19 protein-coding genes are annotated in these 23,818 nt (G+C 68.5%); 10 read left to right on the top strand and 9 right to left on the bottom strand.

The features are described from left to right. Positions 1-11: 11 nt before the first annotated feature. Positions 12-395, bottom strand: a complete 384-nt coding sequence (locus B7495_RS12000; protein WP_205748674.1) for a TraR/DksA C4-type zinc finger protein — start codon at positions 393-395, stop codon at positions 12-14. Beyond that, positions 392-1,936, bottom strand: coding sequence for a molybdopterin-dependent oxidoreductase (locus tag B7495_RS11995; RefSeq protein WP_088456766.1), 1,545 nt, complete (start codon positions 1,934-1,936; stop codon positions 392-394). Before B7495_RS11995 ends, B7495_RS12000 begins: the two co-directional genes overlap by 4 nt. A gap of 544 nt (positions 1,937-2,480) precedes the next feature. On the opposite strand from B7495_RS11995, the gene B7495_RS11990 reads away from it, so the two are divergent. The 5 genes from B7495_RS11990 to B7495_RS11970 all read left to right on the top strand — a co-directional run bounded on the left by B7495_RS11990 (position 2,481) and on the right by B7495_RS11970 (position 10,753). After that, complete coding sequence (locus B7495_RS11990) at positions 2,481-4,130, top strand: glycosyltransferase (protein WP_240632232.1); 1,650 nt, start codon at positions 2,481-2,483, stop codon at positions 4,128-4,130. Next, positions 4,130-4,861, top strand: a complete 732-nt coding sequence (locus B7495_RS11985) for a biotin/lipoyl-binding protein (RefSeq protein ID WP_088456764.1) — start codon at positions 4,130-4,132, stop codon at positions 4,859-4,861. The genes B7495_RS11990 and B7495_RS11985 overlap by 1 nt, the downstream gene beginning before the upstream one ends. Continuing rightward, the gene (locus tag B7495_RS11980; protein ID WP_088456763.1) at positions 4,858-6,924 is read left to right on the top strand and encodes a glycosyl hydrolase; all 2,067 of its coding nucleotides are present in this window, start codon (positions 4,858-4,860) and stop codon (positions 6,922-6,924) included. Before B7495_RS11985 ends, B7495_RS11980 begins: the two co-directional genes overlap by 4 nt. Before the next feature lie 17 nt (positions 6,925-6,941). Then, a complete protein-coding gene (locus B7495_RS11975) occupies positions 6,942-9,440 on the top strand; it encodes an RNA helicase (protein WP_088456762.1) in 2,499 nt (832 codons plus the stop codon). 143 nt (positions 9,441-9,583) lie between these two features. Next, positions 9,584-10,753 (top strand): Gfo/Idh/MocA family oxidoreductase, encoded by a 1,170-nt coding sequence (locus B7495_RS11970; RefSeq protein ID WP_240632231.1) that lies wholly within the window; start codon positions 9,584-9,586, stop codon positions 10,751-10,753. Positions 10,754-10,782: 29 nt separating this feature from the next. Here B7495_RS11970 and B7495_RS19130 read toward each other — a convergent pair whose 3' ends face one another. After that, entirely contained in the window at positions 10,783-11,229 is a 447-nt protein-coding gene (locus B7495_RS19130) for a LysM domain-containing protein (RefSeq protein WP_168195318.1), read from the bottom strand. 267 nt (positions 11,230-11,496) lie between these two features. Here B7495_RS19130 and B7495_RS19125 point away from each other — a divergent pair, with 267 nt between their 5' ends. Then, complete coding sequence (locus tag B7495_RS19125; protein WP_168195317.1) at positions 11,497-11,985, top strand: hypothetical protein; 489 nt, start codon at positions 11,497-11,499, stop codon at positions 11,983-11,985. A 160-nt stretch (positions 11,986-12,145) separates the two neighbouring features. Here the strand turns inward: B7495_RS19125 and B7495_RS11950 are convergent, their stop codons facing one another. The 6 genes from B7495_RS11950 to B7495_RS11925 form a co-directional block, all read right to left on the bottom strand. Continuing rightward, positions 12,146-13,525 carry an L-serine ammonia-lyase gene (locus B7495_RS11950; RefSeq protein ID WP_088456758.1) on the bottom strand — a complete coding sequence of 460 codons (1,380 nt, stop codon included), beginning with the start codon at positions 13,523-13,525 and terminating at the stop codon, positions 12,146-12,148. Positions 13,526-13,547: 22 nt separating this feature from the next. Further along, positions 13,548-14,111 carry a CoA-binding protein gene (locus tag B7495_RS11945; protein ID WP_088456757.1) on the bottom strand — a complete coding sequence of 188 codons (564 nt, stop codon included), beginning with the start codon at positions 14,109-14,111 and terminating at the stop codon, positions 13,548-13,550. Next, the gene (locus B7495_RS11940; RefSeq protein ID WP_088456756.1) at positions 14,108-15,406 is read right to left on the bottom strand and encodes an O-acetylhomoserine aminocarboxypropyltransferase/cysteine synthase family protein; all 1,299 of its coding nucleotides are present in this window, start codon (positions 15,404-15,406) and stop codon (positions 14,108-14,110) included. The genes B7495_RS11945 and B7495_RS11940 overlap by 4 nt, the downstream gene beginning before the upstream one ends. A 92-nt stretch (positions 15,407-15,498) precedes the next feature. Continuing rightward, positions 15,499-16,479, bottom strand: a complete 981-nt coding sequence (locus tag B7495_RS11935; protein WP_240632230.1) for a YeiH family protein — start codon at positions 16,477-16,479, stop codon at positions 15,499-15,501. A 90-nt stretch (positions 16,480-16,569) separates the two neighbouring features. Then, on the bottom strand, positions 16,570-17,670 hold the full coding sequence (locus B7495_RS11930; RefSeq protein ID WP_088456754.1) for an acyl-CoA desaturase: 1,101 nt from the start codon (positions 17,668-17,670) through the stop codon (positions 16,570-16,572). A gap of 190 nt (positions 17,671-17,860) precedes the next feature. Further along, on the bottom strand, positions 17,861-19,423 hold the full coding sequence (locus B7495_RS11925) for a dolichyl-phosphate-mannose--protein mannosyltransferase (protein ID WP_240632229.1): 1,563 nt from the start codon (positions 19,421-19,423) through the stop codon (positions 17,861-17,863). A gap of 44 nt (positions 19,424-19,467) precedes the next feature. Here B7495_RS11925 and rsmI point away from each other — a divergent pair, with 44 nt between their 5' ends. From rsmI to rsmA, 4 genes are all read left to right on the top strand, one after another. After that, on the top strand, positions 19,468-20,343 hold the full coding sequence (gene rsmI / locus B7495_RS11920; protein ID WP_088456752.1) for a 16S rRNA (cytidine(1402)-2'-O)-methyltransferase: 876 nt from the start codon (positions 19,468-19,470) through the stop codon (positions 20,341-20,343). A 79-nt stretch (positions 20,344-20,422) separates the two neighbouring features. Further along, a complete protein-coding gene (gene metG / locus B7495_RS11915) occupies positions 20,423-21,985 on the top strand; it encodes a methionine--tRNA ligase (RefSeq protein WP_088456751.1) in 1,563 nt (520 codons plus the stop codon). Continuing rightward, positions 21,978-22,934 (top strand): TatD family hydrolase, encoded by a 957-nt coding sequence (locus B7495_RS11910; protein ID WP_088456750.1) that lies wholly within the window; start codon positions 21,978-21,980, stop codon positions 22,932-22,934. Before metG ends, B7495_RS11910 begins: the two co-directional genes overlap by 8 nt. Further along, positions 22,931-23,809 (top strand): 16S rRNA (adenine(1518)-N(6)/adenine(1519)-N(6))-dimethyltransferase RsmA, encoded by an 879-nt coding sequence (gene rsmA, locus B7495_RS11905; protein WP_088456749.1) that lies wholly within the window; start codon positions 22,931-22,933, stop codon positions 23,807-23,809. The genes B7495_RS11910 and rsmA overlap by 4 nt, the downstream gene beginning before the upstream one ends. The last annotated feature ends 9 nt before the right edge of the window (positions 23,810-23,818 follow it).

The following is a 23,818-nucleotide window of genomic DNA, read 5'->3' as shown; positions in this document are numbered from 1 at the left end:
CCGCGAATCGGTCACGACTCCCGAGCACAGTCGATACACAGCTCCGCAGCCGGGCGGGCCTCGAGCCGCTCGCGGCCGATCGGCTCACCCCCGCGCAAACACCGGCCGTAGCTGCCGTCCTCGATGCGCACCAGGGCCGCGTCAATGGCAGCCAGGGCGGCGGCCAGTTCGGCGTGCACCCCCGCCCGAAGCGACCACTCGTCGGAGAGGGTCGGGCCTTCGGGATCGTGCTCGTCGTCGGCGTCCCCGCCGCTGCGCGCCGCGCGCACGGCGTTCAGGGTGTCGCCCTGCCGGCCCAGCTCCCGCTCGAGATCGAGCCGTTGACCGCGCAGTAGACCCTCGAAATGGGCGATGTCGCTCGGGCTCAACCCGGGCACCTGCTTCGACGTGGTCACGAAATCGACACGCTGATCTCGTGCAGGCCGGTGGCGCCGTCCGGCGCGACATCGGCGAGCTTGCTGGTCTGCACCAAACCGTTGGCATCCGTGGCGCGCACCCGCAGGGTGTGCGAGCCGCTCGGGGCGTCCCAATCCCAGCGCCACTGCCGCCAGGTGTCGACAGAGATCGCGTCGGCCAGGGTGGCGGGGTTCCAGTCGCCGTCGTCCACCTGCACGTCCACGGCCGAGATGCCCACGTGTTGGCTCCACGCGACGCCGGCGACCGTCACCGTTCCGGCGTCAACGCTCGCATTCTCGCGGGGTACGTCCACGCGCGAGGACAGCTTCACCGGACCCTTCTGGGACCAGCCGCGGGTGGACCAATACGCCGTCTCCTGGTCGAACCGGGTGACCACCAGCTCGGTGACCCACTTCGTGGCCGACACGTACCCGTAGAGGCCGGGCACCACCATCCGCACCGGGTAGCCGTGTTCGAGAGGCAGCGGCTCGCCGTTCATGCCCACGGCGAGGATCGAGTCGCGGTCGTCGGTGAGGGCCTCGAGCGGGGTGCTGGCGGTCCAGCCGTCCTGGCTGCGCGACAGCACCATGTCGGCGTCGGCGAGCGGCTTCGCCCTGGCGAGCAGGTCACGGATCGGGTATCCGAGCCAGACGGCGTTGCCGATCAGGTTGCCGCCCACGTAGTTCGACACGCAGGCCAACGTGGTGGTGCTCTCCGCCAGTGGCAGGGCCAGCAGCTCGGCGAGATTGATCTCCACCTCGTTCTCGACCAGCCCGGTGATCCTCAAGGTCCAGGTCGACGGGTCGATGCGCGGCACCGAGAGGGCGGTGTCGATGCGGTAGAACTCCGCGTTGGGGGTGATGATCGGCGTGAGGCCATCGATGTCGAACGATGCTCCGGCGGGAATCGGGGTGCCCGGCGTGGAAGGTACCGGCAGGGGGAACAGTGCCCTGGCCGCATCCGCTGCCCGGCTGCCGGCCGTGAGCAGCTGGCCGCCGATGGCCGCGAGCACGCCGGCACCGGCGCTGATGCCGGTGTAGACGAGAAACCGGCGACGGTCCAGCTCGGCCGTCGCCGCCGTGGGGGCCCGGCGGACGCGCAGCCGGTTGATCAGCATCGTGAGCACCAGGGCGGCCACTACCATCGCCAGCACCGGAGGCACGGCGTCGAACGGGGATGCCCCGGCGCGGGTGAGCGCCGCGGCGAGCGCGACCAAGCCGGCGGCCACGATCACGAACCGGCCGAACGGGGCACGCCGGTATTCGAGGATGCCGGCCAGCGCGGCCAGTAACGCCGCGACCAGGGCGATGAAGACGATCAGCGCCACCTTGTCGGCAGTGCCGAAGAGCGAGATCACCAGCTCCTTGGCCCAGACCGGCGCCAGATCGATCAGCAGAGCACCGACCACCAGCACCGGGCTGGCACCGGGTGCGATGAGCCCGGCGACAAGTTCGGCGAGACCGAATCCGGCCAGAACCGCGGCCAGGCCGGCCAAGGCGGGCAGCGCGCGAGCCGGTGTCGGGGAGGCGGAGCTGGACATGGGATCAGCTTAGATTTACCGCCTGTGAGACGGGCGCACCCGCCCTTACGAATCCCTTACGAGACTGGGGGTGAGAGCGGGGCCGAGCACCGGGTTACAGCCGTGTTACGAACACGAGAACGTTGAGGGAACCGATAGTCAGAACTCTCGCCACGGACCTATGGTGAACCTACCCGCCACGACGAACGGTCGCACCCGACCTCCCCTGTTCCGTCGTCTTCGCCGCACCCTACGGCACCTCGTCGCTCCATCCGCATCCCGATCCCTCACGGATCCCGATCCCGATAGATCCCGCGAACCCGGACGACGATGCCCACACTCTCCGGTCGGCCGACACCCAGGCCAGACCCGGTCGGTGTTGCCGCGTGTTTCAGGGCCCTGTCGAACCCGCTCATGCTCGCGCTCAGAACCAGCACGCGAACCTCGCCCGAGATCCCGTTCGCGAACCCCGGACCCGAATCCGGTACCGAAAGAGAGACGGATGACTTCCCTTCATCCCAGCCTTGGCATACCCACTCCACCCGAATCCCCGGTGGATTCAGTAGTGCCGCCCGAGGCTATGCACCGGATCCCCACCCACCAACTGGCGATCGACGATCACCCGGTTCGACCCAAGTCGACGGGGCACGCGCACTCGCCGTCCCTCGTCATGCTGGTTCTGATCGCAACGGTAGGAATCCTGGCCTACGCCCACTTCCTGCTCAATCCGGCCAGCCGCGGCGACTGGCTGCCATACTCGCTCGTGATCATGGCCGAGTCGATCCTGATCTTCCAGGCGCTGCTGTCGATGTGGACGATCCTGTCCGGGTCTACAGATACTCGGGATTTCGACTTTCACCGTACCCAGGCAACTCTGGTGCGCGGCAGATCAATAGCGCGGGACGGCTTGAAGGACCAGCCCGAGCGGTGGCCCCTGCACCTGGGGGACCACCCGGCCACCATCGACGTGTTCGTCACCACGTATGGTGAGGACATCGACGTGATCCGGGAGACCGTGACCGCGGTGCGGGCGATGCACGGTGAGCACCTCACCTGGGTGTTGGACGACGGCCGTTCCGACGAGGTGCGTGATCTGGCCGCCGAGCTGGGCGTGCGCTACCTGCGCCGGCTGAGCTCGAACGGCGCCAAGGCGGGCAACGTCAATCACGCGCTCACGGCGAGCACTGCGGAGTACTTCGTGATCTTCGACGCCGACTTCGTGCCCAAGCGGGAGTTCCTCATCGAGACCCTGCCGTTTTTCATCGACGACAAGGTCGCCTTCGTGCAGACCCCCCAGGCCTACCGCAACCTGCACAACGTCATCTCCCGCGGCGCCGGATACATGCAGGCGGTCTTCTACAGGTTCATCCAACCCGGTCGCAACCGATTCAACGCCGCTTTCTGCGTGGGCACCAACGTGATCTTCCGGCGAGATGCGATCAACGACATCGGCGGCATGTACACCGACTCCAAGTCCGAAGACGTCTGGACGTCGCTGAAGCTGCACGAGGCGGGCTGGAAAACCATCTACATCCCCACCGTGCTGGCAACCGGACACGCGCCGGACACCGTGGAGGCCTACACGAAACAGCAACTGCGCTGGGCCACGGGCGGCTTCGAGATCCTGCTGCACAGCAACCCGCTCAGCCCGCGGCGCCGTCTCACCTTCGATCAGCGTCTGCAGTACCTGGTCACGGCATCCTTCTACCTCACCGGGATCGCGCCGCTGCTGCTGTTGTTGGTGCCACCGCTGGAGATCTACCTCGACCTGCGCCCGATGAACCTCTCCACCACGGTGGTGACCTGGCTGCTGTACTACGCGGGTTTCTACCTGATGCAGGTGCTTCTGGCGTTCTACACGATGGGCTCGTTCCGCTGGGAGACCCTGATGCTCGCCACGGCGTCGTTCCCCATCTACGTGGCCGCGCTGATGAACGTCCTGGTCGGCAAGGAACAGCACTGGAGCGCCACGGGCAACCGGTCCCGGGTGAGATCGCCGTTCAACTTCATGATCCCGCAGGTGCTCTTCTTCGTATTCCTCCTGCTCACCTCGGTGGTGGCGGTGTGGCGTGACCTCTCGATCGGCACCCTCACCCTGGCCACGGCCTGGAATGTGACCAACACTCTCATCCTGGGCACTTTCGTCGGCACGGCAATGCACGAGGCGCACCTGGCACGACGCACCCGCGCCCTGACCCGAAGGATGGTGTCCTGATGACCTGGGCCAACCGGTTCAAGCTCTTCTTCGGACTCGTCGTCGTCGTCGGCGTCGTCGCGGTCCTCACGCTCGTCTTCAACCAGCGGCAGGCCCAGGTGATGAGCGCCTCCGCCTCGATTCAGGCGGCGGAGTATCCGGTGGGCTCCGACTATGGCGGAACCGTCATGGAGCGACTCGTCGAGGACGGCGACCAGGTGCGGGCGGGTCAGGCGCTGTTCACCCTGCAGAGCCCCACCCTGCAGGCCGACCTTGCCGAAGGGCTGGTCACCGTCGACAGCGTGGCCTACTCGGTGGCCGAGGACGGCGTGCTCACCCTGACCGCCGCCGTCGACGGCACCCTCACCGACGTCAGCACCGAGCGCGGCTCCTTCGTGCAGGCCGGGCAGGTGCTCGCCGTCATCGACCAGGCCGGGTCCCTGTTCGTGTCGGCCGATTTCGTCCTCACCAGCGGCGACTACGCGCGGATCGAACCCGGCGCCGCCGTCGACATCGTGCTGCCGAACCAGACCAGGGTGGCCGGGACCATGGACACCCTGGACGTGCAGACGGCGAACGGCCATGCCGAGACCACGGCCAGGGTCCTGAGCCCGGACCTGGTCGACGGCGCCGCGAACGGGCTCATCGCACCCGGCACCCCGGTCACGGCGACGATAGAACTGCGCGACGACGGCCTCCTCGCCGGCGCCAGCGACGGCCTGTTCGGGTTCCTCCGGACGATCGGGCTGTGATCGTGCAGAGAACACCGCGCATCCTCGCCGTCGCCACCTGCCTCGTGATCGCCGCCGCGCTCACCGCGTGCACCACGACGGATGCCGTTGAACCGGTCGACACCGAGGCCTCGACCCCCGGCGCGGCCATCTTCCCCGGCAACGAGGTCGCGCCGCTGGTCGACGCCCTTCCTCAGCAGAGTCTGAAGGCCCTGCCGACAGCGCGCCTGTCCGACGGGCTCATCCCGCCGACCAACCGGTGGTTCTCCGGCCTGGTTTTCGGCGAGGAATCGATGCCGGTGTTCCCGCTGCCCCTCTCCTTCCAACTGAGCGACTCCGGCTTCGCCTTCGGACTGCCGGAGGTGTCCGCGGACACCAACGTGATCAGGGGCGGCTTCGCGGGTCAGATCGGCGTGCAGGTCGGCGACGGCGACGGGCTGGAGCAGGCGGTGACCGCCTACGACGAAGCATCCGTCACGATCGGCCAGTCCATCGACGGCGCCACGGTCGGCAGCACGGTGATCGCCGAGGGGTCGCCGTTCGTGTCCTTCACTGCCGCTGCGGACGTCGCCCTCACCATGCCGACAGCCTTCAGCGAAGCCGACAAGGGCGTGTGGAGTGTCGACGTGGCCGGCAGCACCTACGGCCTGGTCAGTGCGGGAACTCTTTCGTCCGGCACCGACCTGTCCCTCACGGCCGGCCAATCCGTGACCTGGTTTGCACTGCCGGACGGCGGCACGCTCACGGCCTTCGCCGAAGCGGCCCGGCACCCGGTCATCGGCACCAGCGTCGAGTACGTCGCCGGCACGGATACGGCCACCACGACCATCCAGTACGACACCGGCGACGGCGGCGACACCCTGATCGCCGCGCTGCCGCACCAGGCACAGGGTCTCGCCGACGGTGCGTCGTGCACCGCGGGGGAGTACCCGAGCATCTACGGTGCGCTCACGGTGTGCGAGGGCAGGCAGCTGAGCTGGTCGGTGCCCGCGGTCGCTCCCAGCGGCGCCCTGGACCTCTCGGCTCTCGGTGACGAGGACCGCGCCGCGCTGGCCGACCAGGTGCGAGCTGATGTGGCGGCCACCACGACCTTCGCCGCCGACACCTACTTCGGCGGCAAGTCCCTCTACCGGGCCGCGAACCTGCTCGAGGTGGCCCGGCAGGTGGGTGCCGATGATGCGGTGGCCACGCTCACCGACCGGCTCAGCACCGCCCTCGACGACTGGACGGACCCCGACGCCTGTGCCCAGCGCACCGAACGGTGCTTCGTCTACGACCCGGACGCGAAGGGGATCGTGGGCCTGGCCACGTCGTTCGGCTCCGAGGAGTTCAACGACCACCACTTCCACTACGGTTACTTCTTCTATGCCGCGGCGGTGGTCGCGGCCGACGATCCCGAGGCCGCACAGCGCTGGGCGCCGGTGCTGAATCTGCTCGCCGCCGACCTCGCCACCAGCGGCGGCAGCGAGTACTTCCCGGACCGAAGGGTGTTCGACGCCTACGCCGGCCACTCCTGGGCCAGCGGCACCTCGCCGTTCGGCGACGGGAACAACCAGGAATCCAGTTCAGAGGCCGTGACCGCGTGGAACGGACTGGCGCTCTGGGCCGCCGCCAGTGACCAGGCCGACCTCGCGGCCGAGGCCGAGTGGATGCTCTCCAGTGAGGCGGCCTCGTCCCGTGCCTACTGGACCGACTTCGACCTCGACGACCCGGTCTATGCGGGCTTCGACCACACCGTCACGTCGCTGGTCTGGGGCGGTAAGCGCGACTACGCCACCTGGTTCAGCGCCGAGCCCAGCGCCATGCTGGGCATCCTGGTGCTGCCGATGAGCCCGGTCGCCGGCTACCTCGGCGGCGACCCCGACAGGGTGAGCGCCAACCTCGCCGACGCCCTGCCGGAAGGCAACTACGACGTGATGTTCGGCGACTACCTACTGATGTACGCCGGCCTGCGCGGCCCAGAGGCCGCATCCGACGCCCTGACCGCGGCGGCGAGCCTGCCGGAGGAGCGGATCGACGACGGCAACAGCCGCGCCTACCTGATGGCCTGGCTGATGCGGTGGAGGACTCCTCCGGCCGGATAGGGGAGGATTGGGGGATCATGGCAACCCTCACCGCCCTCCCGCACAACACCGATCCCGACCAGCTTTTCGAGGCCTTCGAAGCGTGGGCAGCGGATGCGGGCCTCCGGCTCTACCCGGCGCAGGAGGAAGCTGTCATCGAGATCGTGTCGGGCGCGAACCTGATCCTGTCCACCCCCACCGGCACCGGCAAGTCCCTGGTGGCGATCGGGGCGCACTTCGCCGCCCTCTCGGCCGGCAAGCGCACCTTCTACACGGCCCCGATCAAGGCGCTGGTGAGCGAGAAGTTCTTCGCCCTGGTGGAGATCTTCGGCGCCGAGAACGTGGGCATGATGACCGGCGACTCGTCGGTCAACTCCGACGCTCCGATCATCTGCTGCACCGCCGAGATCCTGGCCAACCTGGCGCTCCGGAACGGCGAGGACACCCCGGTCGACCAGGTCGTGATGGACGAGTTTCACTTCTACTCCGACCCCGACCGCGGCTGGGCCTGGCAGGTGCCATTGCTGCTCTTGCCGCGGGTACAGTTCATCCTGATGTCGGCCACCCTCGGCGACGTCACCGACATCGCCGCCGACCTGTCCCGCCGCACCAACCGGGACACCGCCGTGGTCACCGGTGTGGAGCGCCCGGTGCCGCTGCACTACTTCTACGAGACCACGCCCGTGCACGAGACCGTGGAGGACCTGATCAAGACCGGCCAGGCGCCGGTGTACATCGTGCACTTCGCCCAGGCGGCCGCCCTGGAACGCGCCCAGGCGCTCTCCAGCGTGAAGGTGGTCACCAAGGAGCAGAAGGAGGCCATCGCCGAACTCATCGGCGAGTTCAGGTTCACCACCAGCTTCGGCAAGACCCTCTCCAGGCTGATCAGGATGGGCATCGGCGTGCACCACGCCGGCATGCTGCCCAAGTACCGCCGGCTGGTGGAGCAGCTCGCCCAGCGCGGCCTGCTGCGGGTGATCTGCGGCACCGACACCCTCGGCGTGGGCATCAACGTGCCGATCCGCAGCGTGCTGTTCACCGCCCTGACCAAGTACGACGGCGTCAAAATGCGCCAGCTCAACGCCCGCGAGTTCCACCAGATCGCCGGGCGGGCCGGCCGGGCCGGCTTCGACACCGCCGGCACCGTGATGATCCAGGCGCCCGACCACGAGACCGAGAACCTCAAGGCCATCCAGAAGGCCGGTGACGACCCGAAGAAGAAGCGCAAGATCATCCGCAAGCGCGCCCCGGAGGGGTTCGTATCCTGGGGCGAGCCGTCGTTCAGGCGCCTCGTCGACGCCGAGCCGGAGACCCTCACCTCAAGCATGCAGATGACCAGCGCCATGCTGATCAACGTGATCGCCCGCGGCGGCGACGCTTTCGCGAACGTGTACTCGCTGGTGTTCGACAACCACGAGCCGTGGAAACGTCAGCTCGCCCACGCCCGCCGGGCCCTCGGGATCTACAAGACCCTGCGTGCGGCCGGGATCGTGGAGCAGGGTGCGGACGGCAGCATCCGTTTGACCGTCGATTTGCAGGCGAACTTCGCGCTCAACCAGCCGCTGTCGCCGTTCGCGCTGGCCGCGTTCGACCTGCTCGACATCGAGGCGCCCACCTATGCCCTCGACATGGTCTCGGTACTGGAGTCCACCCTCGACGACCCGCGGCCGGTGCTGATGGGTCAGCAGTTCGCCGCCCGCGGTGAGGCCGTGAACGCGATGAAGCAGGAGGGCATCGAGTACGACCAGCGGATGGAGCTGCTCGAGGAGATCACCTGGCCCAAGCCCCTGGACGAGCTGCTCAGCTACGCGTTCGAGACCTACAAGCAGTCCCAGCCCTGGATCGCCGACTTCCCGCTGCGGCCCAAGACCGTGGTGCGTGACATGTACGAGCGGGCGATGTCGTTCGGCGAGTTCGTGGCCTACTACAAGCTCGCTCGCAGCGAGGGTGTGGTGCTGCGTTACCTCTCGGATGCCTACCGGGCCGCCCGGCAGACCATCCCCGACGAGGCCAAGACCGAAGACCTTCTCGACCTGATCGAGTGGCTCGGCGAGCTCGTGCGGCAGGTGGACTCCAGTCTGCTCGACGAGTGGGAGGAACTCATCCACCCCGACCTGGCCGCGCACGAGTCGACGGCGCACGCCGTGGTGCCGCCCGCGCCGCACCGGCTCACCACCAACACCCGGGCATTCCGGATCCTGGTGCGGAACGAACTTTTCCGCCGGGTGCAGCTGGCCGCGCTGGAGAACTACGACGCCCTCGGCGACCTCGACCGCGACAGCGGTTTCGGGGCGGATGCCTGGGCCGACGCCATGGACGGCTACTACGCCGATCATGACGAGCTGCTGGCCGGGGCGAATGCCCGCGGTGCCGGACTGCTCATCCTCGACGAGGGTGCCACCGTGTGGACCGCCCGGCAGATCTTCGACGACCCGGCCGGCGACCACGACTGGGGCATCAGCGCCACGATCGACCTCGCCGAGTCCGACGAACTGGGAGTGCCGGCGTTGACGGTGACCGGGATCAACCGGCTCTAGCCGCCGGTCCCGCTCCTCGCCCGCTCCTCACCGCGCCCAACTGTTCCCGAAGCGGACAAGTGCGCCCGGTGTGCCGGGTGCAATTGCCCGGAACGGGAACAGTTGTGGGCGGGAGGGCGCCCGAACCGGCGTAACCTCGGGCCATGGCCACTTCAGACAACCAGCCGGAAACCCCGATCATGACGCCGAAGCCGGCACCCAAGCCGGGCCCGCGGCCCGGTCCGGGACCGCAGCACGGCGCCCAGCCGAATTCGGCGGCCACCGGGGGAACGCCTACCCCGCGGACCGGCCCGATCCGCGCGGCCGTCATCGGCTTCGGGCTCTCCGGCCGGGTCTTCCACGCACCGTTCCTCGCGGCCAACCCCGACTTCTCGCTCGAGGCCATCGTGACCGGCGACCCCGATCGGGGCGCCAAGGCCATCGAGAGCTACCCGGGGGTGCGGATCGTACCCACCGCCGAGGCGCTGTTCGCTCAGGCGGCCGACCTCGACCTCGTGATCATCGGCACCCCGCCGGACACCCATGTGGCGCTGGCCAACGCCGCCCTCGATGCGGGCCTCGCCGTGGTCATCGACAAGCCGTTCGCGGTGGATTCCGAGCAGGGCTGGGCGCTGCTGAACCGGGCCGAGAGCCTGGGGCTTCCGCTCACGGTGTTCCAGAACCGACGCTGGGACGGTGACTTCCTCACCCTTCAAGCGCTCCTGGCCGATGGCGCCCTCGGCGACGTCTACAGATTCGAGTCCAGGTTCGAGTTCTTCAAGCCCGGCACCCCGCGCAGCTGGAAGGCCGGGGCGACCCCGGCCGCGGGCGGCGGCGTGCTCTATGACCTCGGCGCGCACCTGATCGACCAGGCCGTGCTGCTCTTCGGCCCGGTCGATGACTTCACCGCCGAACTGTCCACCCGCCGGCCGGGCGGCGCCGCCGACGATGATTCGTTTGTGTCGCTGCACCATGGCTCCGGGGTGCGTTCGCACCTCTGGGTAAGCTCGTTCGCGGCCCAGACCGGCCCACGGTTCAGGGTGCTCGGCTCGGCCGCGGGGTACACCAAATGGGGAGTGGACGGCCAGGAGGCCGCCATCCAGGCCGGCAACCTGCCCAGCGACGCCGACTTCGGCCTCGAACCGGAAGCCACCTGGGGCCGGCTCGGCGCCGACGGCGCCAGCCAGGTCGTGCCGACCCAGCGCGGCCAGTACACGGCCTTCTACGAGGGCCTGGCGAATGCGCTGTTGCGCGGAGCGCCATTGCCGGTCAACGCTGTCGACTCGGCACACACCATCGAGCTGATCGAACGCATTCACGCGTCCGTGCGCTGACCCGCGCTTGTCACCGCCGGCCCGCGGGCTCAGCCGTTCTTGGTCCAGTCGAGGTTGATGACCTGGCGGAGGTAGATGTCCTCGCCGAGCCCGGCGACCTTCGGGTTCATGCGGAGGAGCTGCTGCATCGGCAGGTCGAAGCGCTGGGCGATATCGAAGAACGAATCGCCCTCGATGACCGTGTAGCTGATCGGGTTGCCGGCGCCGTCGTATTCCGGCGCGGCCTGGGCGCCGGGAATCGCGCCGAGGTCAACGGCGGGGCCCTCCGGAATGGGCTCGGCCGGCACCTCGGGGTTTCCGGTGAGCTCCGGCGCGGGCGCCTCGGCCGCCGGCGTCGGGGTCGGGGTCGGTGTGGGCGTGGGCGTCGGCGTGGGGGTCGGTGTTTGGGTGACCACGACAGTCGCCGTCACCACCGGTGCGGGCGCGGCGGCGCAGCCGGCCAAGGCCAGGCCACCGATCAGCATCACCGACAGCACGACGGCCCGTCGGGTCGGCCGGGTCTGGGCAGTGCGACGCGGTGCAACTGGGCGCGGAACAGAGAGGCGCGGCGCAGCCGACTGCGGTGAACTGGTGAGATTGTTGATGGTGTACCCCCGAGAAGACAGTTTAGGTCAGGATTCTCCCGGCGCAGCCGGCGTGCTGTGCCTAATACGGGGGACACCGGGCCGCGTCGCCAGGTACCCGCTGGATATGATCGAGCCGGGGGAACCACGACACACCGACAGATTCTGCAGCGCCGGCGTGTGCTGGCCGCGGTCCTGGCCCTGGCCGGGGCATCCGCCGGGGCGCTCACGAAGGCTCTCACCGGCGACGCGGCCTGCTACGCCGGATACTACGGGGGCGGCGACCCGTGCGCCATCGAGACGAGCACGGATGCGGCAGGCACCGTAATCATCGCGCCCTCCCGCGATCTGGTTGCGGGGGAGAACATCACCATCGCGGTCGGCTTCACCCCCGGCACCATCATCGTGCAGTACACCCCGCCGGAGGATCTGTCGCACATCCTCACTGCCCTGGGCCCCCAGCTGAAAAACGGTGCCAGGCTGCGGCTGGACACCACGGACCAGAAACTCGGCGACCGGCTCGAACGGTTGCGCGGTTCGATCACCGACCAGCGAGAAGGGCGCCAGGCAGCGGGACTACCTGCTGGGCCTGCGCGACTACCTGGTATTCCGGCGCGGGTGGCACCGCCGTGTTCACCCAGAACGTCGCCGGGTACACCCGCTCGATAGGTCGGGTGAGCTTCGCCACAACACCGACGAAGAGTTCGGGGTCGGGTTCGGGGTCGTCACGGTCGGGCTCCGGCGGCAGCAGTTCCTCCGGAGGAACCTCAGGTGGCGGCTTCTCCGGCGGTGGCGGAGGCGGCGGTCGCTGACCCGAAAGGCCGGGCGCTCAGCACTCGATGACGTTGACCGCGAGGCCGCCCTCGCTGGTTTCCTTGTACTTGGTCATCATGTCCAGGCCGGTCTGTCGCATGGTCTCGATGACGGTGTCGAGCGAGACCAGATGGGTGCCGTCGCCGTGCAGGGCCAGCCGGGCCGCCGACACCGACGTCGACGCGGCGATGGCGTTGCGTTCGATGCAGGGCACCTGAACGAGTCCGCCGACAGGGTCGCAGGTCAGGCCGAGGTGGTGCTCCATCGCGATCTCCGCCGCGTTCTCCACCTGGCGGGGCGTGCCGCCGAGCACCGCGCAGAGCGCCCCCGCGGCCATGGCGCAGGCCGAGCCGACCTCGGCCTGGCAGCCGCCCTCGGCGCCGGAGATGGAGGCGTTCGCCTTGACCAGCGAGCCGATCGCCACCGCGGTGAGCAGGAACCGACGGATGCCGGCCGCGCTCGCGCCGGGCACAAAACGCAGGTAGTAGTGGGCGACGGCGGGGATGATGCCCGCGGCGCCGTTGGTGGGCGCCGTCACGACGCGGCCGCCGGACGCGTTCTCCTCGTTGACCGCGAGGGCGAAGGCGTGCAGCCACTCGGTCGAGGTGTCCCGCTCGCGTTGCTGCAGACCGTCGTATTCCTCCAGCTGCATACGGATGGCGGAGGCACGGCGTTTGACGCCGAGACCGCCGGGCAGGGTGCCGTCCACGCGCAGGCCCGCCTCGACGCAGGCGTGCATGGCAGCCCAGATCGCGTCCAACCCGGCATCCAACCCGTCGGCGCCGTGGATGGCTTCCTCGTTGGCGCGCGCGACATCGCAGATGCCGATGCCGTGGCTGTCGCAGAGCGCGAGCAGGGCGGCACTCGAGGCGTACGGCATCGGCTGGACCACCGTGGCTACAGGCCGGACCGGGTCGCCGTCGCGACGGATGAAGCCGCCGCCGATGGAGTAGTAGGTCTCCTCGAGTAGCGCGGTGCCGCTCGAGTCGTCCCCCCAGGCCGACAGCGTCATCGCGTTGGGGTGTCCGGGCAGCCGGGTGCGCGGTTCGAAGACCACGTCGCTCTTCTGCACAGCAACCGGGTGGCTGCCGTTCAGGCGCAGGGTGGACCCGTCGGTGAGATCGACCCAGCTATTGCGCACCTCGGCGGGGTCGCAGGTCTCCGGGGTGAGGCCCGCCAGGCCCGCCAAAATCGCGTCGGGCGTGCCGTGGCCGAGACCGGTGGAGCCGAGCGAGCCGAACAGCGAGCAGCGGATGCGGCGCACCTCGGGCAGCCGCCCGCTCTCGGCGAGGTGCTGGGCGAAGGCCAGGGCGGCCCGCATCGGGCCGACAGTGTGGGAACTGGATGGACCGATTCCGATGGAGAAGAGGTCGAGAGCCGATACGTACGCAGTCACCCGCTCTATCGTACGCGGGCGGCTACCTGATGGTCTTGCGCGCCGTGATCTGCCCGGTGTCGAAACCGAGCAGGTGCAGGCCGCCGTGGAAGCGGGCGTGCTCGATCTTGATGCAGCGGTCCATCACAATGGTGAGCCCCTTCGCCTCGCCGTACTCCGCGGCCTCCTGGTTCCAGATGCCCAGCTGCACCCACACCGTCGTGGCGCCCACGGCGAGGGCGTCGTCGATCACGGCGGGGATGTCGGCGGCCTTGCGGAAGACATCGACGATGTCGGGTACCTCGGGCAGCGACGCCAGGTCGGGGTAGGCCTTCTGGCCCAGGATGGTGTCGGCACGCGGATTGACGAAGTAGACCCTGTAGTCGCTCGACTGTTGCAGGTAGGTGCCCACGAAGTAGCTGGACCGGGCCGGGTTGGGGGAGGCGCCCACGATGGCGATCGACTGTGCCCGCCGCAGGATGCCCAGGCGCGCCTTGGCGTCCGGGCCCTCCCAGGTGCGCTGGGTGCGCAGCAGCTTGGCCAGCGGCGAATTTGTGGGAACGCTGCAGCTCAAACCGTTGGTGAGCTGGACTGTCTCGGTGCTCATGAGCGTCCCCCCGCTGCGGCCTGGCTGAGCGCCTGGTCGAGATCGTAGATGATGTCGTCGACATCCTCGATGCCCACGCTGATGCGCACCAGGCCGGCCAGAACCCCGGCATCGGCGAGCTGCTGCTCGCTGAGCTGGGCGTGGGTGGTGGAGGCCGGGTGGATGACGAGGGTCTTGGCGTCGCCGATGTTGGCCAGGTGGCTGGCCAGGTCGACGGACTCGATGAAGGTACGACCGGCGTCGCGGCCGCCTTTGACGCCGAAGCTGAATACCGAACCGGGGCCCTTGGGCAGGTATTTGAGGCCGCGCTCGTAGTGCGGGTGGCTGGGCAACCCGGCCCAGTTGACGAAGTCGACGCGCGGGTCGGCGTCCAGCCACTCGGCCACGATGCGGGCGTTGTTCACGTGCGCCTGCAGCCGGTAGGGCAGCGTCTCGACACCCTGGGCGAGCAGGAACGCGGAGTGCGGCGCGAGAACCGGCCCGATGTCGCGCAGCTGTTCGGCGCGGAGGCGGGTGAGGAAGGCGTACTCACCGAAGTTGCCCGACCACTCCAGGCCGCCGTAGCTGGACACCGGCTCGGTGAAGAGCGGGAACTTGTCGCTGTGCCAGTTGAACCGGCCGCTCTCCACGACCACGCCGCCGAGTGTGGTGCCGTGGCCGCCGAGGAACTTGGTGGCGGAGTGGATGACGATGTCGGCGCCCCACTCGATGGGCCGGCAGAGGTACGGCGTGGCGATGGTGGAGTCGATGATCAGCGGGATTCCGGCGGCGTGCGCCACCGCGGCGAGGCCCTCGATGTCGGCGACCTCACCGGACGGGTTGGCGACGGTCTCGGCGAAGATCAGCTTGGTCTTGTCGGTGATCGCGGCGGCGTAGTCGGCCGGGTCGGCGGATTGCACGAAGGTGGTCTCCACGCCGAAGCGGCGCAGGGTCACGTCGAGCTGGGTGATCGAACCGCCGTAGAGGTTGGCGCTGGAGACGATGTGGTCGCCGGCCCCGGCCAGGCTGGCGAAGGTGATGTACTGCGCGGCCAGGCCGGATGCCGTGGCGACGGCGCCCAGGCCCCCCTCGAGGCTCGCGATGCGCTCCTCGAACGCAGCCACAGTGGGGTTCGACAGCCGGGAGTAGACGTTGCCGTACTTCTGCAGCGCGAACCGGGCCGCGGCATCCGCGGTGTCGTCGAACACGAACGCGCTGGTCTGGTAGATGGGCAGGGCCCGGGCCCCGGTCACTGCGTCGGGGATGTTCCCGGCGTGGATTGCCCTGGTGGTGAAGCCGTACTCGCGATCTGCCATGCGGGTACGCTACCGGCCCGGCGCGGGACCGCGGGCGGAGTGGCGTAACAGTGCGCCACATGACCTCCGCCCGGCTTGCACAGCAGCGACCGTCAGCTGATGAGGACGGCGGCCAGAGCGAGCAGGGCGATCAGCAGCCAGGAGGCCAGGCCCACGCCGAGGGCCTTGCCGCCGGTGCGCAGGAGCTCGGACAGGCGCACCGCGGTGCCCAGGCCGAACAGCGCCATGGCCAGCAGCACCGTCTGTACCAGATCGATGGACTCGAGCACGGTGGCGGGCAGCGGAACGAAGGTGCGCACCAGCACCATGGCCAGGAACCCCGCGACGAACAGGGGAACCACCGGCGGCCGCCGGACCGTGCGATCGACGGTGCCCGCCCGCCGCCGCTCGTACACCGCCACGCCGGCCACGAGTGGCGCCAGCATCAGCACCCGGGTGAGCTTGACGACCACGGCCACGGCGAGGGCCGCCGACCCGGCGATCTGCGCCGTGGCGACCACCTGGCCCACATCGTGCACACCGGCGCCGACCCAGTGGCCGAACTGGAGGTCGGTCAGGCCCAGCGGATGCCAGAGTAACGGCAGCACGCCGATCGCGAGGGTGCCGCACAGGGTCACCAACGCCACCGGGGTGGCGGTCTCCCGGTCCTTGGCCTTGACCACGCCGCTCATCGCCCCGATCGCAGACGCGCCGCAGACGGCGAAGCCCGTGGCGATGAGCAGCGGCTGGTGTCCGGGTAGGCCGACGCGGCGGCCGAGCCACAGGGTGCCGAAGAAGGTGAGCACCACGATGAGGACCGTGCTGGTGATGGTGACCCAGCCCAGACCGAGGATGTCGACCAGGCTGAGCTTGAGGCCCAGCAACACCACGCCCAGGCGCATCAGCCGGTGGGACGCCAGGGTCAGGCCGGGCGCGAGCATCCCGATGACCGCCGGACGCAGCACGGGCAGCTGCCCCACCACGATGCCGAGCAGCACGGCCGCCGTCAGCAGCGGTACCGCGGGAAGTGCAGCGTGCACGCCCCACGCGACCAGCGCGGCCACCCCGGCCGCGCCCACTCCCCAGATCCACATTGGGTCAACTTTACCCATCGCCCGCGAAGCGTGAGAAAAGCCCCAAGAATCGAAAATTCTCGGGGCTTCTCTCTCAGTCCGAGAGGAGGGTCAGCGGTGGTGGAAGCGCTGCACCATCGGGCAGTCGAACGGGTCACGGGCGGCCAGGCCCACCTTGTTGAGGTAGGCGACCACGATGCCGTAGGACTCGAACAGGCCGGTCTCGGTGTAGAGGATCTTGTTGGACTGGCAATATTCCTTGGTGATCTCCTGCGCCTTCTTCAGGTGCGGGCGGGCCATGTTCGGGAACAGGTGGTGCTCGACCTGGTAGTTCAGGCCGCCCATGAAGGTGTCCATGAGGGTGCCGCCGCGGATATTGCGCGACGTCAGCACCTGGCGACGCAGGAAGTCGACCTTGCTCTCGTGCGGCAGCTGCGGCATGCCCTTGTGGTTGGGGGCGAAGGAGGCGCCCATGTAGACACCGAACACGGCCATCTGAACGCCGACGAAGGCGAACGCCATGCCCAGCGGCAGGAAGTAGAAGATGACGGCGAGGTAGATCACGATGCGGCTGGTGAGCATGCTGATCTCGAGCCAACGCTTGTCGACCTTGCCCTTGCCGAAGACTGTCTTGAACCCTTGGATGTGCAGGTTGATGCCCTCGAGGGTGAGCATCGGGAAGAACAGGTAGCCCTGCTTGCGGGTCATGAACGAGGTGATCCAGTTGACCTTCGCGGCGTCTTCCTCGCGGAACACAATGAAGTCGGGGTCGATGTCGGGGTCCTTGCCGACCACGTTCGGGTTGGCGTGGTGGCGGCTGTGCTTGGTCATCCACCAGGCGTAGCTGATGCCGACGAAGAGGTTGGCGAGGACACGGCCGGCCCTGTCGTTGGCGGGGCCGGACTGGAAGACCTGGCGGTGCGACGCCTCGTGGGCGAGGAACGCGAACTGGGTGAGGATGATGCCGAGCACGCCGGCGATGATCAGCTGGTACCAGGAGTCGCCGAGCAGCACGAAGCCGACGCCGAGGCCGACGGTGATCAGGACCAGGGCGGCGAAGACGCCCCAGTAGAAGCCGGTGCGGCGGCCGAGCAGACCGAGATTCCGCACGGTGTGCAGCAGGGAGGAGTACTCGGTGGTGGGGTTCTGGGAGTCGCCACCCTTGCGGGTGCGGACAATACGCACCGTGGGTGCGGCAGATGCTTCCGACATGAGGCCTTTGGTTTGTATCTGGACTTCTCAGTCGGTTGTAGAGCAATCACTCGTCAAGCAGATAACGGCCATCCTACGGGTTCGAGACCCGAAAATAGCGTGAATTCACACGCCTTTAACAGGGGATGTATTCCAATTTTGGCATATGTTCGGGGCTGGGAATGTGTTGCAATCACAGCGTTAATGCTGGTCAGCGCCAGCTCGGCAGCCAGATGTGCGCCTGCCAGAAAGCGAACGGAACCTGGGCACCGGTCCAGAGCGGGAAGTAGTAGGCGCTCACTATCGTGGCCAGGGCCAGGAACACCGCCACGATCCCCCGACCGGATCCATTCTTGATCAGCAGAGAGATCACCAGGGTCAGCCCGAGGATCAAGTACGGCTCGAACGCGATCGTATAGAACTGGAACACCGTGCGGTTCAGGTACATCAGCCAGGGCAGGTATCCGGCGACCATGCCCATCAGGATCAGACCGACGCGCCACTCCCGGTACCGCACCAGCCTGTAGACCGAATAGAGGATCGCGGCCGTCGCCGCCCACCAGATCAGCGGGTTGGCGATGCCGGTGATGGCCTCGGAGCAGGTGGCATAACCACAGCCGTTCTCGCCCAGGGACGAGCCCTGGTAATACATGCTCGTCGGCCGGCTCATCAGCAGCCAGGTGAGCGGGTTCGCCTGGTACGGATGCGGGGTCACCAGGCCAACGTGGTAGCCGTAGGCGGCCGATTGGTAGTGCCAGAAGCTCTGCAGGCTGTGCGGAACCCAGGCCAGAGCCCCGGTCCAGGCTTGTCCGGCCTGATCGGCCCAGTCCCGGTAGTAGCCGCCGTGGGTGACGAACCAGCCGGTCCAGGAGACCAGAAAGGTCAGCGCCGCCACGGGAACCAGGAGCAGGAAGGTCACCGGCCCCTGCTTGAGGATCGCCCCGCTGGCCCAGAACGGCAGCCCGGCCCGGCGGCGGGCGAGCGCGTCGACCACCACGAGGTAGATGCCGAAGGCGGCCAGGAAATAGGCCCCAGACCACTTCACCGAACAGGCCAGCCCGAAGGCCAGGCCCGCGGCCAGCACCCACGGCCGCCACCAGAGCGCGGGGCCCCAGGTGGGGTCGACCTCGTTGTCCCGTTTCTCGTTCAGCCACGCCCCGAGCCTGGCCCGGTGGTGGTCCCGGTCCATCAGCACCGCGCCGAAGCCGAGGAGGGCGAAGAACATCACGTAGTTGTCGAGCAGGGCGACCCGGCTCATCACGATCGCGTTGCCGTCGATGGCGAAGAGGAAACCGGCGATCGTACTCAGTAACACCGAGCCGAACAGCTTCTGGGCGATGAGCATGAGCAGCACGACGGCGAGCACCCCGACCAGCGCCGTGACGACCCGCCAACCGAACGGGTTATCGGCGCCGAAGATCGCCATCCCCAGGGCGATGAGCCATTTGCCGAGCGGCGGATGCACCACGAACGACGGGGCGGTACCGAAGATATTGCTCTGCCCCGCCGCGAACAGGGCGTCGGCGCCATCCGGCCAGGTGGACTCGTAACCGTTGTTGAACAGGCTCCAGGCGTCCTTCACATAGAAGGTCTCGTCGAACACCAGGGTGCCGGGGTGGCCGAGGTTCCAGAACCGTAAGCCCGCGGCCAGCAGAACCACCAGTGCCGGCCCGGCCAGGCGAACCCACCGGTTGCCCCACAGGGCACTCCAACGCTCGGTCACACGGGCGGTCGCAACGGGGGTGAGGAGCACCTGACCATCGTAGTGAGCCACTGCTGCGTGACTGTGCTGCAAGACTGTGCTGCGAGACTGGGACCATGATCATTCTGGCTGCCACGCCCATCGGAAACCTCGGGGACGCCTCGACCCGCCTGATCGAGGCGCTGCGTACCAGCACCGTCATCGCCGCCGAGGACACCCGGGTGACGGTGCACCTGCTCAAGGCCCTCGGCGTGGAGAACCGGCCCCGTCTGATCGCCCTGCACGACCACAACGAACGGGGCAAGGCCGCCGAACTCGTCGAACTCGCCCGCGACACCGACCTGCTCGTGCTCAGCGACGCGGGCATGCCCACGGTCTCCGACCCCGGCTTCCACCTGGTGGATGCCGCGATCGCCGCCGGTGTGACCGTCACCGCGCTGCCCGGACCGTCGGCCGTGCTCACCGCGCTGGCCGTCTCCGGCCTGCCCACCGACAGGTTCACCTTCGAGGGCTTCCTGCCCCGCAAACACGGTGAGCGGATGCAGGCGCTGCGCGAGGTGGCCACCGAACGCCGCACCATGGTCTTCTTCGAATCACCCAACCGGCTTGCCGCGTCGCTCACCGACCTCGCCGTCGCGCTCGGCGCCGACCGCCGCGTTGTGGTCTGCCGGGAGCTGACCAAGTTCTACGAAGAGGTCAAGCGGGGCACCGCCGCCGAGCTGGCCGAGTGGGCCGCGGCGGGCGTCCGCGGCGAAATCTGCATCGTCGTCGCCGGGGCGACGCCGCGGGTGCTCGACCTGGCCACCGGCGTCGAGGAGGTTCTGGCGCTGGTCGCGGCCGGGGCTCGCCTGAAGGACGCAGCTGCCGACGTGTCAGCCGCATCCGGGCTCGGCAAGCGCGACCTGTACGAGGCCGCGCTCACCGGCAAGGCCGCCGGGACCGCCGCGCCGCGCCAGAAAGCCGCCCCGCAGCCTGAATTGCCGCTGGACTGAGCAATGGGCTGAGCCGGGCCGGGCTGCCGCGCGGCGTAACAGGGTCTGACGCCTACGCAGGCCCCCATAAGATATGAGCATGTCCGACGGCTCATCTTTTTACATCACCACGCCTATTTTCTATGTGAATGATGTCCCGCACATCGGGCATGCCTACACGGAGGTGGCCGCGGATGTGCTTGCCCGCTGGCACCGCCAGCGGGGGGAGGACACCTGGCTGCTCACCGGCACCGACGAGCACGGCCAGAAGATCCTGCGCACCGCCACCGCCAACGGCGTCACCCCCAAGGAGTGGGCCGACCGGCTGGTCGAGACCGCGTGGAAGCCGCTGCTGAAGACCGTCGATATCCGAAACGACGATTTCATCCGCACCACCGACGTCCGCCACGAGGAGAACGCGCAGAAGTTCCTGCAGCACCTCTTCGACGCCGGCCACATTTACACGGGCGAGTACGAGGGTTTCTACTGTGTGGGCTGTGAGGAGTACAAGCAGCCCGGCGACCTCGTGGCCGGCACCGGCGAGTACACCGGCCAGCAGGTCTGCGCCATCCATTCGATCCCCGTCGAGCTGCTGCACGAGAAGAACTACTTCTTCCGGATGAGCACCTTCACCGACCAGCTGTTGGCCATGTACGAGGCCAACCCCACCTTCATCCAGCCCGAATCGGCCCGCAACGAGGTCATCTCCTTTGTCAAGCAGGGCCTGAGCGACCTGTCGATCTCGCGGTCCAGCTTTGACTGGGGCATCAAGGTGCCGTGGGACGACAGCCACGTCGTCTACGTCTGGTTCGACGCCCTGCTCAACTACATCACCGCCGCCGGCTACGGCCAGGACGATGAGAAGTTCAGCCGGCTCTGGCCCGCCACGCACATCGTCGGTAAGGACATCCTGCGCTTCCACGCCGTCATCTGGCCCGCCATGCTGCTGGCCGCCGGGCTGCCGGTGCCCACCCAGGTCTTCGGCCACGGTTGGCTGCTCGTCGGCGGCGAGAAGATGAGCAAGTCCAAGCTCACCGGCATCGCCCCGAACCAGATCACCGACGTCTTCGGCTCCGACACCTTCCGGTACTACTTCATGCGCGCCATCAGCTTCGGCCAGGACGGCTCGTTCTCGTGGGAGGACCTGTCCGCGCGTTACCAGTCCGAGCTCGCCAATGGCTTCGGCAACCTGGCATCCCGCGTCATCGCCATGGTCGTGCGCTACTGCGACGGCGAGATCCCGGCCGGCGGTACGCCGCGTGATGCGGATACCGCCATCCGCGACACCGAAATCCGGGTCACCAAGGCCGCCGACGCGGCCATCGACAGGCTCGCCCTGCACGAGGCCCTCGCCGCGGTGTGGGAGCTCGTCGACGAGCTCAACGGCTACATCACCACGCAGGAACCGTGGGCGCTGGCCAAGAACCCTGACGACCGCGAACGCCTCGAAACCGTGCTGCACACCGTGGTCCGCGGCCTCGGCACCCTCGCCGTGCTGCTCTCCCCGGTGACCCCGCAGGCCACCGCGACGCTATGGGCCGCCCTCGGCGGCACCGGCGACGTGCAGGACGCACAGATCGACCGGGCCTGGGAATGGACCGGCGGCAGCCACGTCTCGCCGCTAGCCGCCCTGTTCCCGCGCATCGAGGCCACTGTTGGCTAACGGTTCGGCCGACAGCACCCACATCCGCTCGCGCGAGGCCACCGCCGGCCGCGACCTGGTCTACCCGCCGGCGCCGGTGCCGCTGGTCGTTGGCGTCTACGACAACCACACCCACCTCGAAATCTCAGACGGAATCACGCCGCTCTCGGTGGCCGAGCAACTGGACCTGGCCTCCAGCGTTGGCGTCCGCGGCGTCATCCAGGTGGGCACCGACGTGGCCACCTCCCGCTGGTCCGCCGAGATGGCGGCCCATGAACCACGGATGCTCGCCGCCGTCGCCATCCACCCCAACGACACACCGGAGTTGGAGACCGCCGGCACCCTCGACGACGCCCTCGCGGTGATCGACGAGCTCGCCGCCCGCCCCCGGGTGGTCGCCATCGGCGAAACCGGGCTGGACTTCTACCGCACCGGCCCCGACGGCCGGGCGGCCCAGTTCCGGTCTTTCGAGGCGCACATCGAGATCGCCAAACGACACGGTCTCGCCCTGCAGATCCATGACCGGGACGCCCACGACGAGGTCGTCGCGACCCTGCTGAGGGTGGGAGCCCCCGAGCGCACGGTCTTCCATTGCTTCTCCGGCGACGCCGAACTGGCACGGCTGTGCGCCGACCAAGGCTGGTACATGTCGTTCGCCGGACCGGTGAGCTTCAAAAACGCCGCCACGCTGCGGGAGGCACTCGACGTCGCCCCTCGCGCCCTGCTGCTGGTGGAAACCGACGCGCCCTACCTCACGCCCACCCCGCACCGCGGTCGCCCCAACGCGCCGTACCTGCTGCCGCACACCGTGCGCGCCATGGCCGAGCACCTGCAGACGGATGTCGCGGTGCTCGCCGCCCAGATCACCTCGAACACCGAACTCGTCTACGGCCGCTGGGACGCGGAACCCGTGGTGTTGACCGACACCCCCCGAGACCCCCGCATCAGCCCGGCCGGAGGCCTCGCATGACCGACTCTGCCCACAACTCAGCCAAAGAACCGGCCGCGCCCACCCTGCTCGGGCCGGCCGAGATCCGCGACCTCGCCGAGATGCTCGGGGTGAACCCGACCAAGAAGCTCGGCCAGAACTTCGTCATCGACGGCAACACCGTGCGGCGGATCGTCAAGGTCGCCGCCGTGAAGCCCGGCGAAACCGTGGTGGAGGTGGGTCCGGGCCTGGGCTCGCTCACCCTGGGCATCCTCGAGGTGGGAGCCGCCGTCGTGGCCGTGGAGATCGACGACCGCCTCGCCGAGCAGCTGCCGCTGACCGTGCAGCTGATGCAGCCGGGCGCCGCGCTCACCGTCATCCGTGCCGACGCTCTGAAGATCGCCGAGCTGCCCGGCGACCCCACCCGCCTGGTGGCGAACCTGCCCTACAACGTGTCGGTGCCGGTGCTGCTGCACCTGCTCGAGCACTTCGCCTCCATCCGCGCCGGCGTAGTGATGGTGCAGGCCGAGGTGGGCGAGCGCCTCGCCGCCGCGCCGGGCTCGAAGATCTACGGCAGTCCCAGCGTCAAGGCCGCCTGGTACGGCCAGTTCCGCACCGCCGGCAAGGTGAGCCGGCAGGTCTTCTGGCCGGTCCCCAACGTCGATTCGATCCTCATCGCCTTCGAACGAAGTGCAGAGGAACTCGCATCCGAGGAACTGCGCCTGGCAACGTTTGCCCTGGTCGACGGCGCATTCCAGCAGCGCCGCAAGATGCTGCGCCAGTCGCTGTCCGGCGTGCTCGGCGACTCGGCCCAGGCGACGGAGGTGCTCAGCAAGGCGGGCATCGACCCCACCGAGCGCGGCGAGCAGCTCACCGTCCACGACTTCCTGGCGATCGCCCGGGCCTGGCTGGCCTAGGTTAGGAAC

This window comes from Cryobacterium sp. LW097 (assembly GCF_002205495.2).
In the GTDB taxonomy this organism is placed as follows: Bacteria; Actinomycetota; Actinomycetes; order Actinomycetales; family Microbacteriaceae; genus Cryobacterium; species Cryobacterium zongtaii.
The sequence above is the reverse complement of the archived record's forward strand: the minus strand, read 5'-3'. Positions and strand labels throughout refer to the sequence as shown.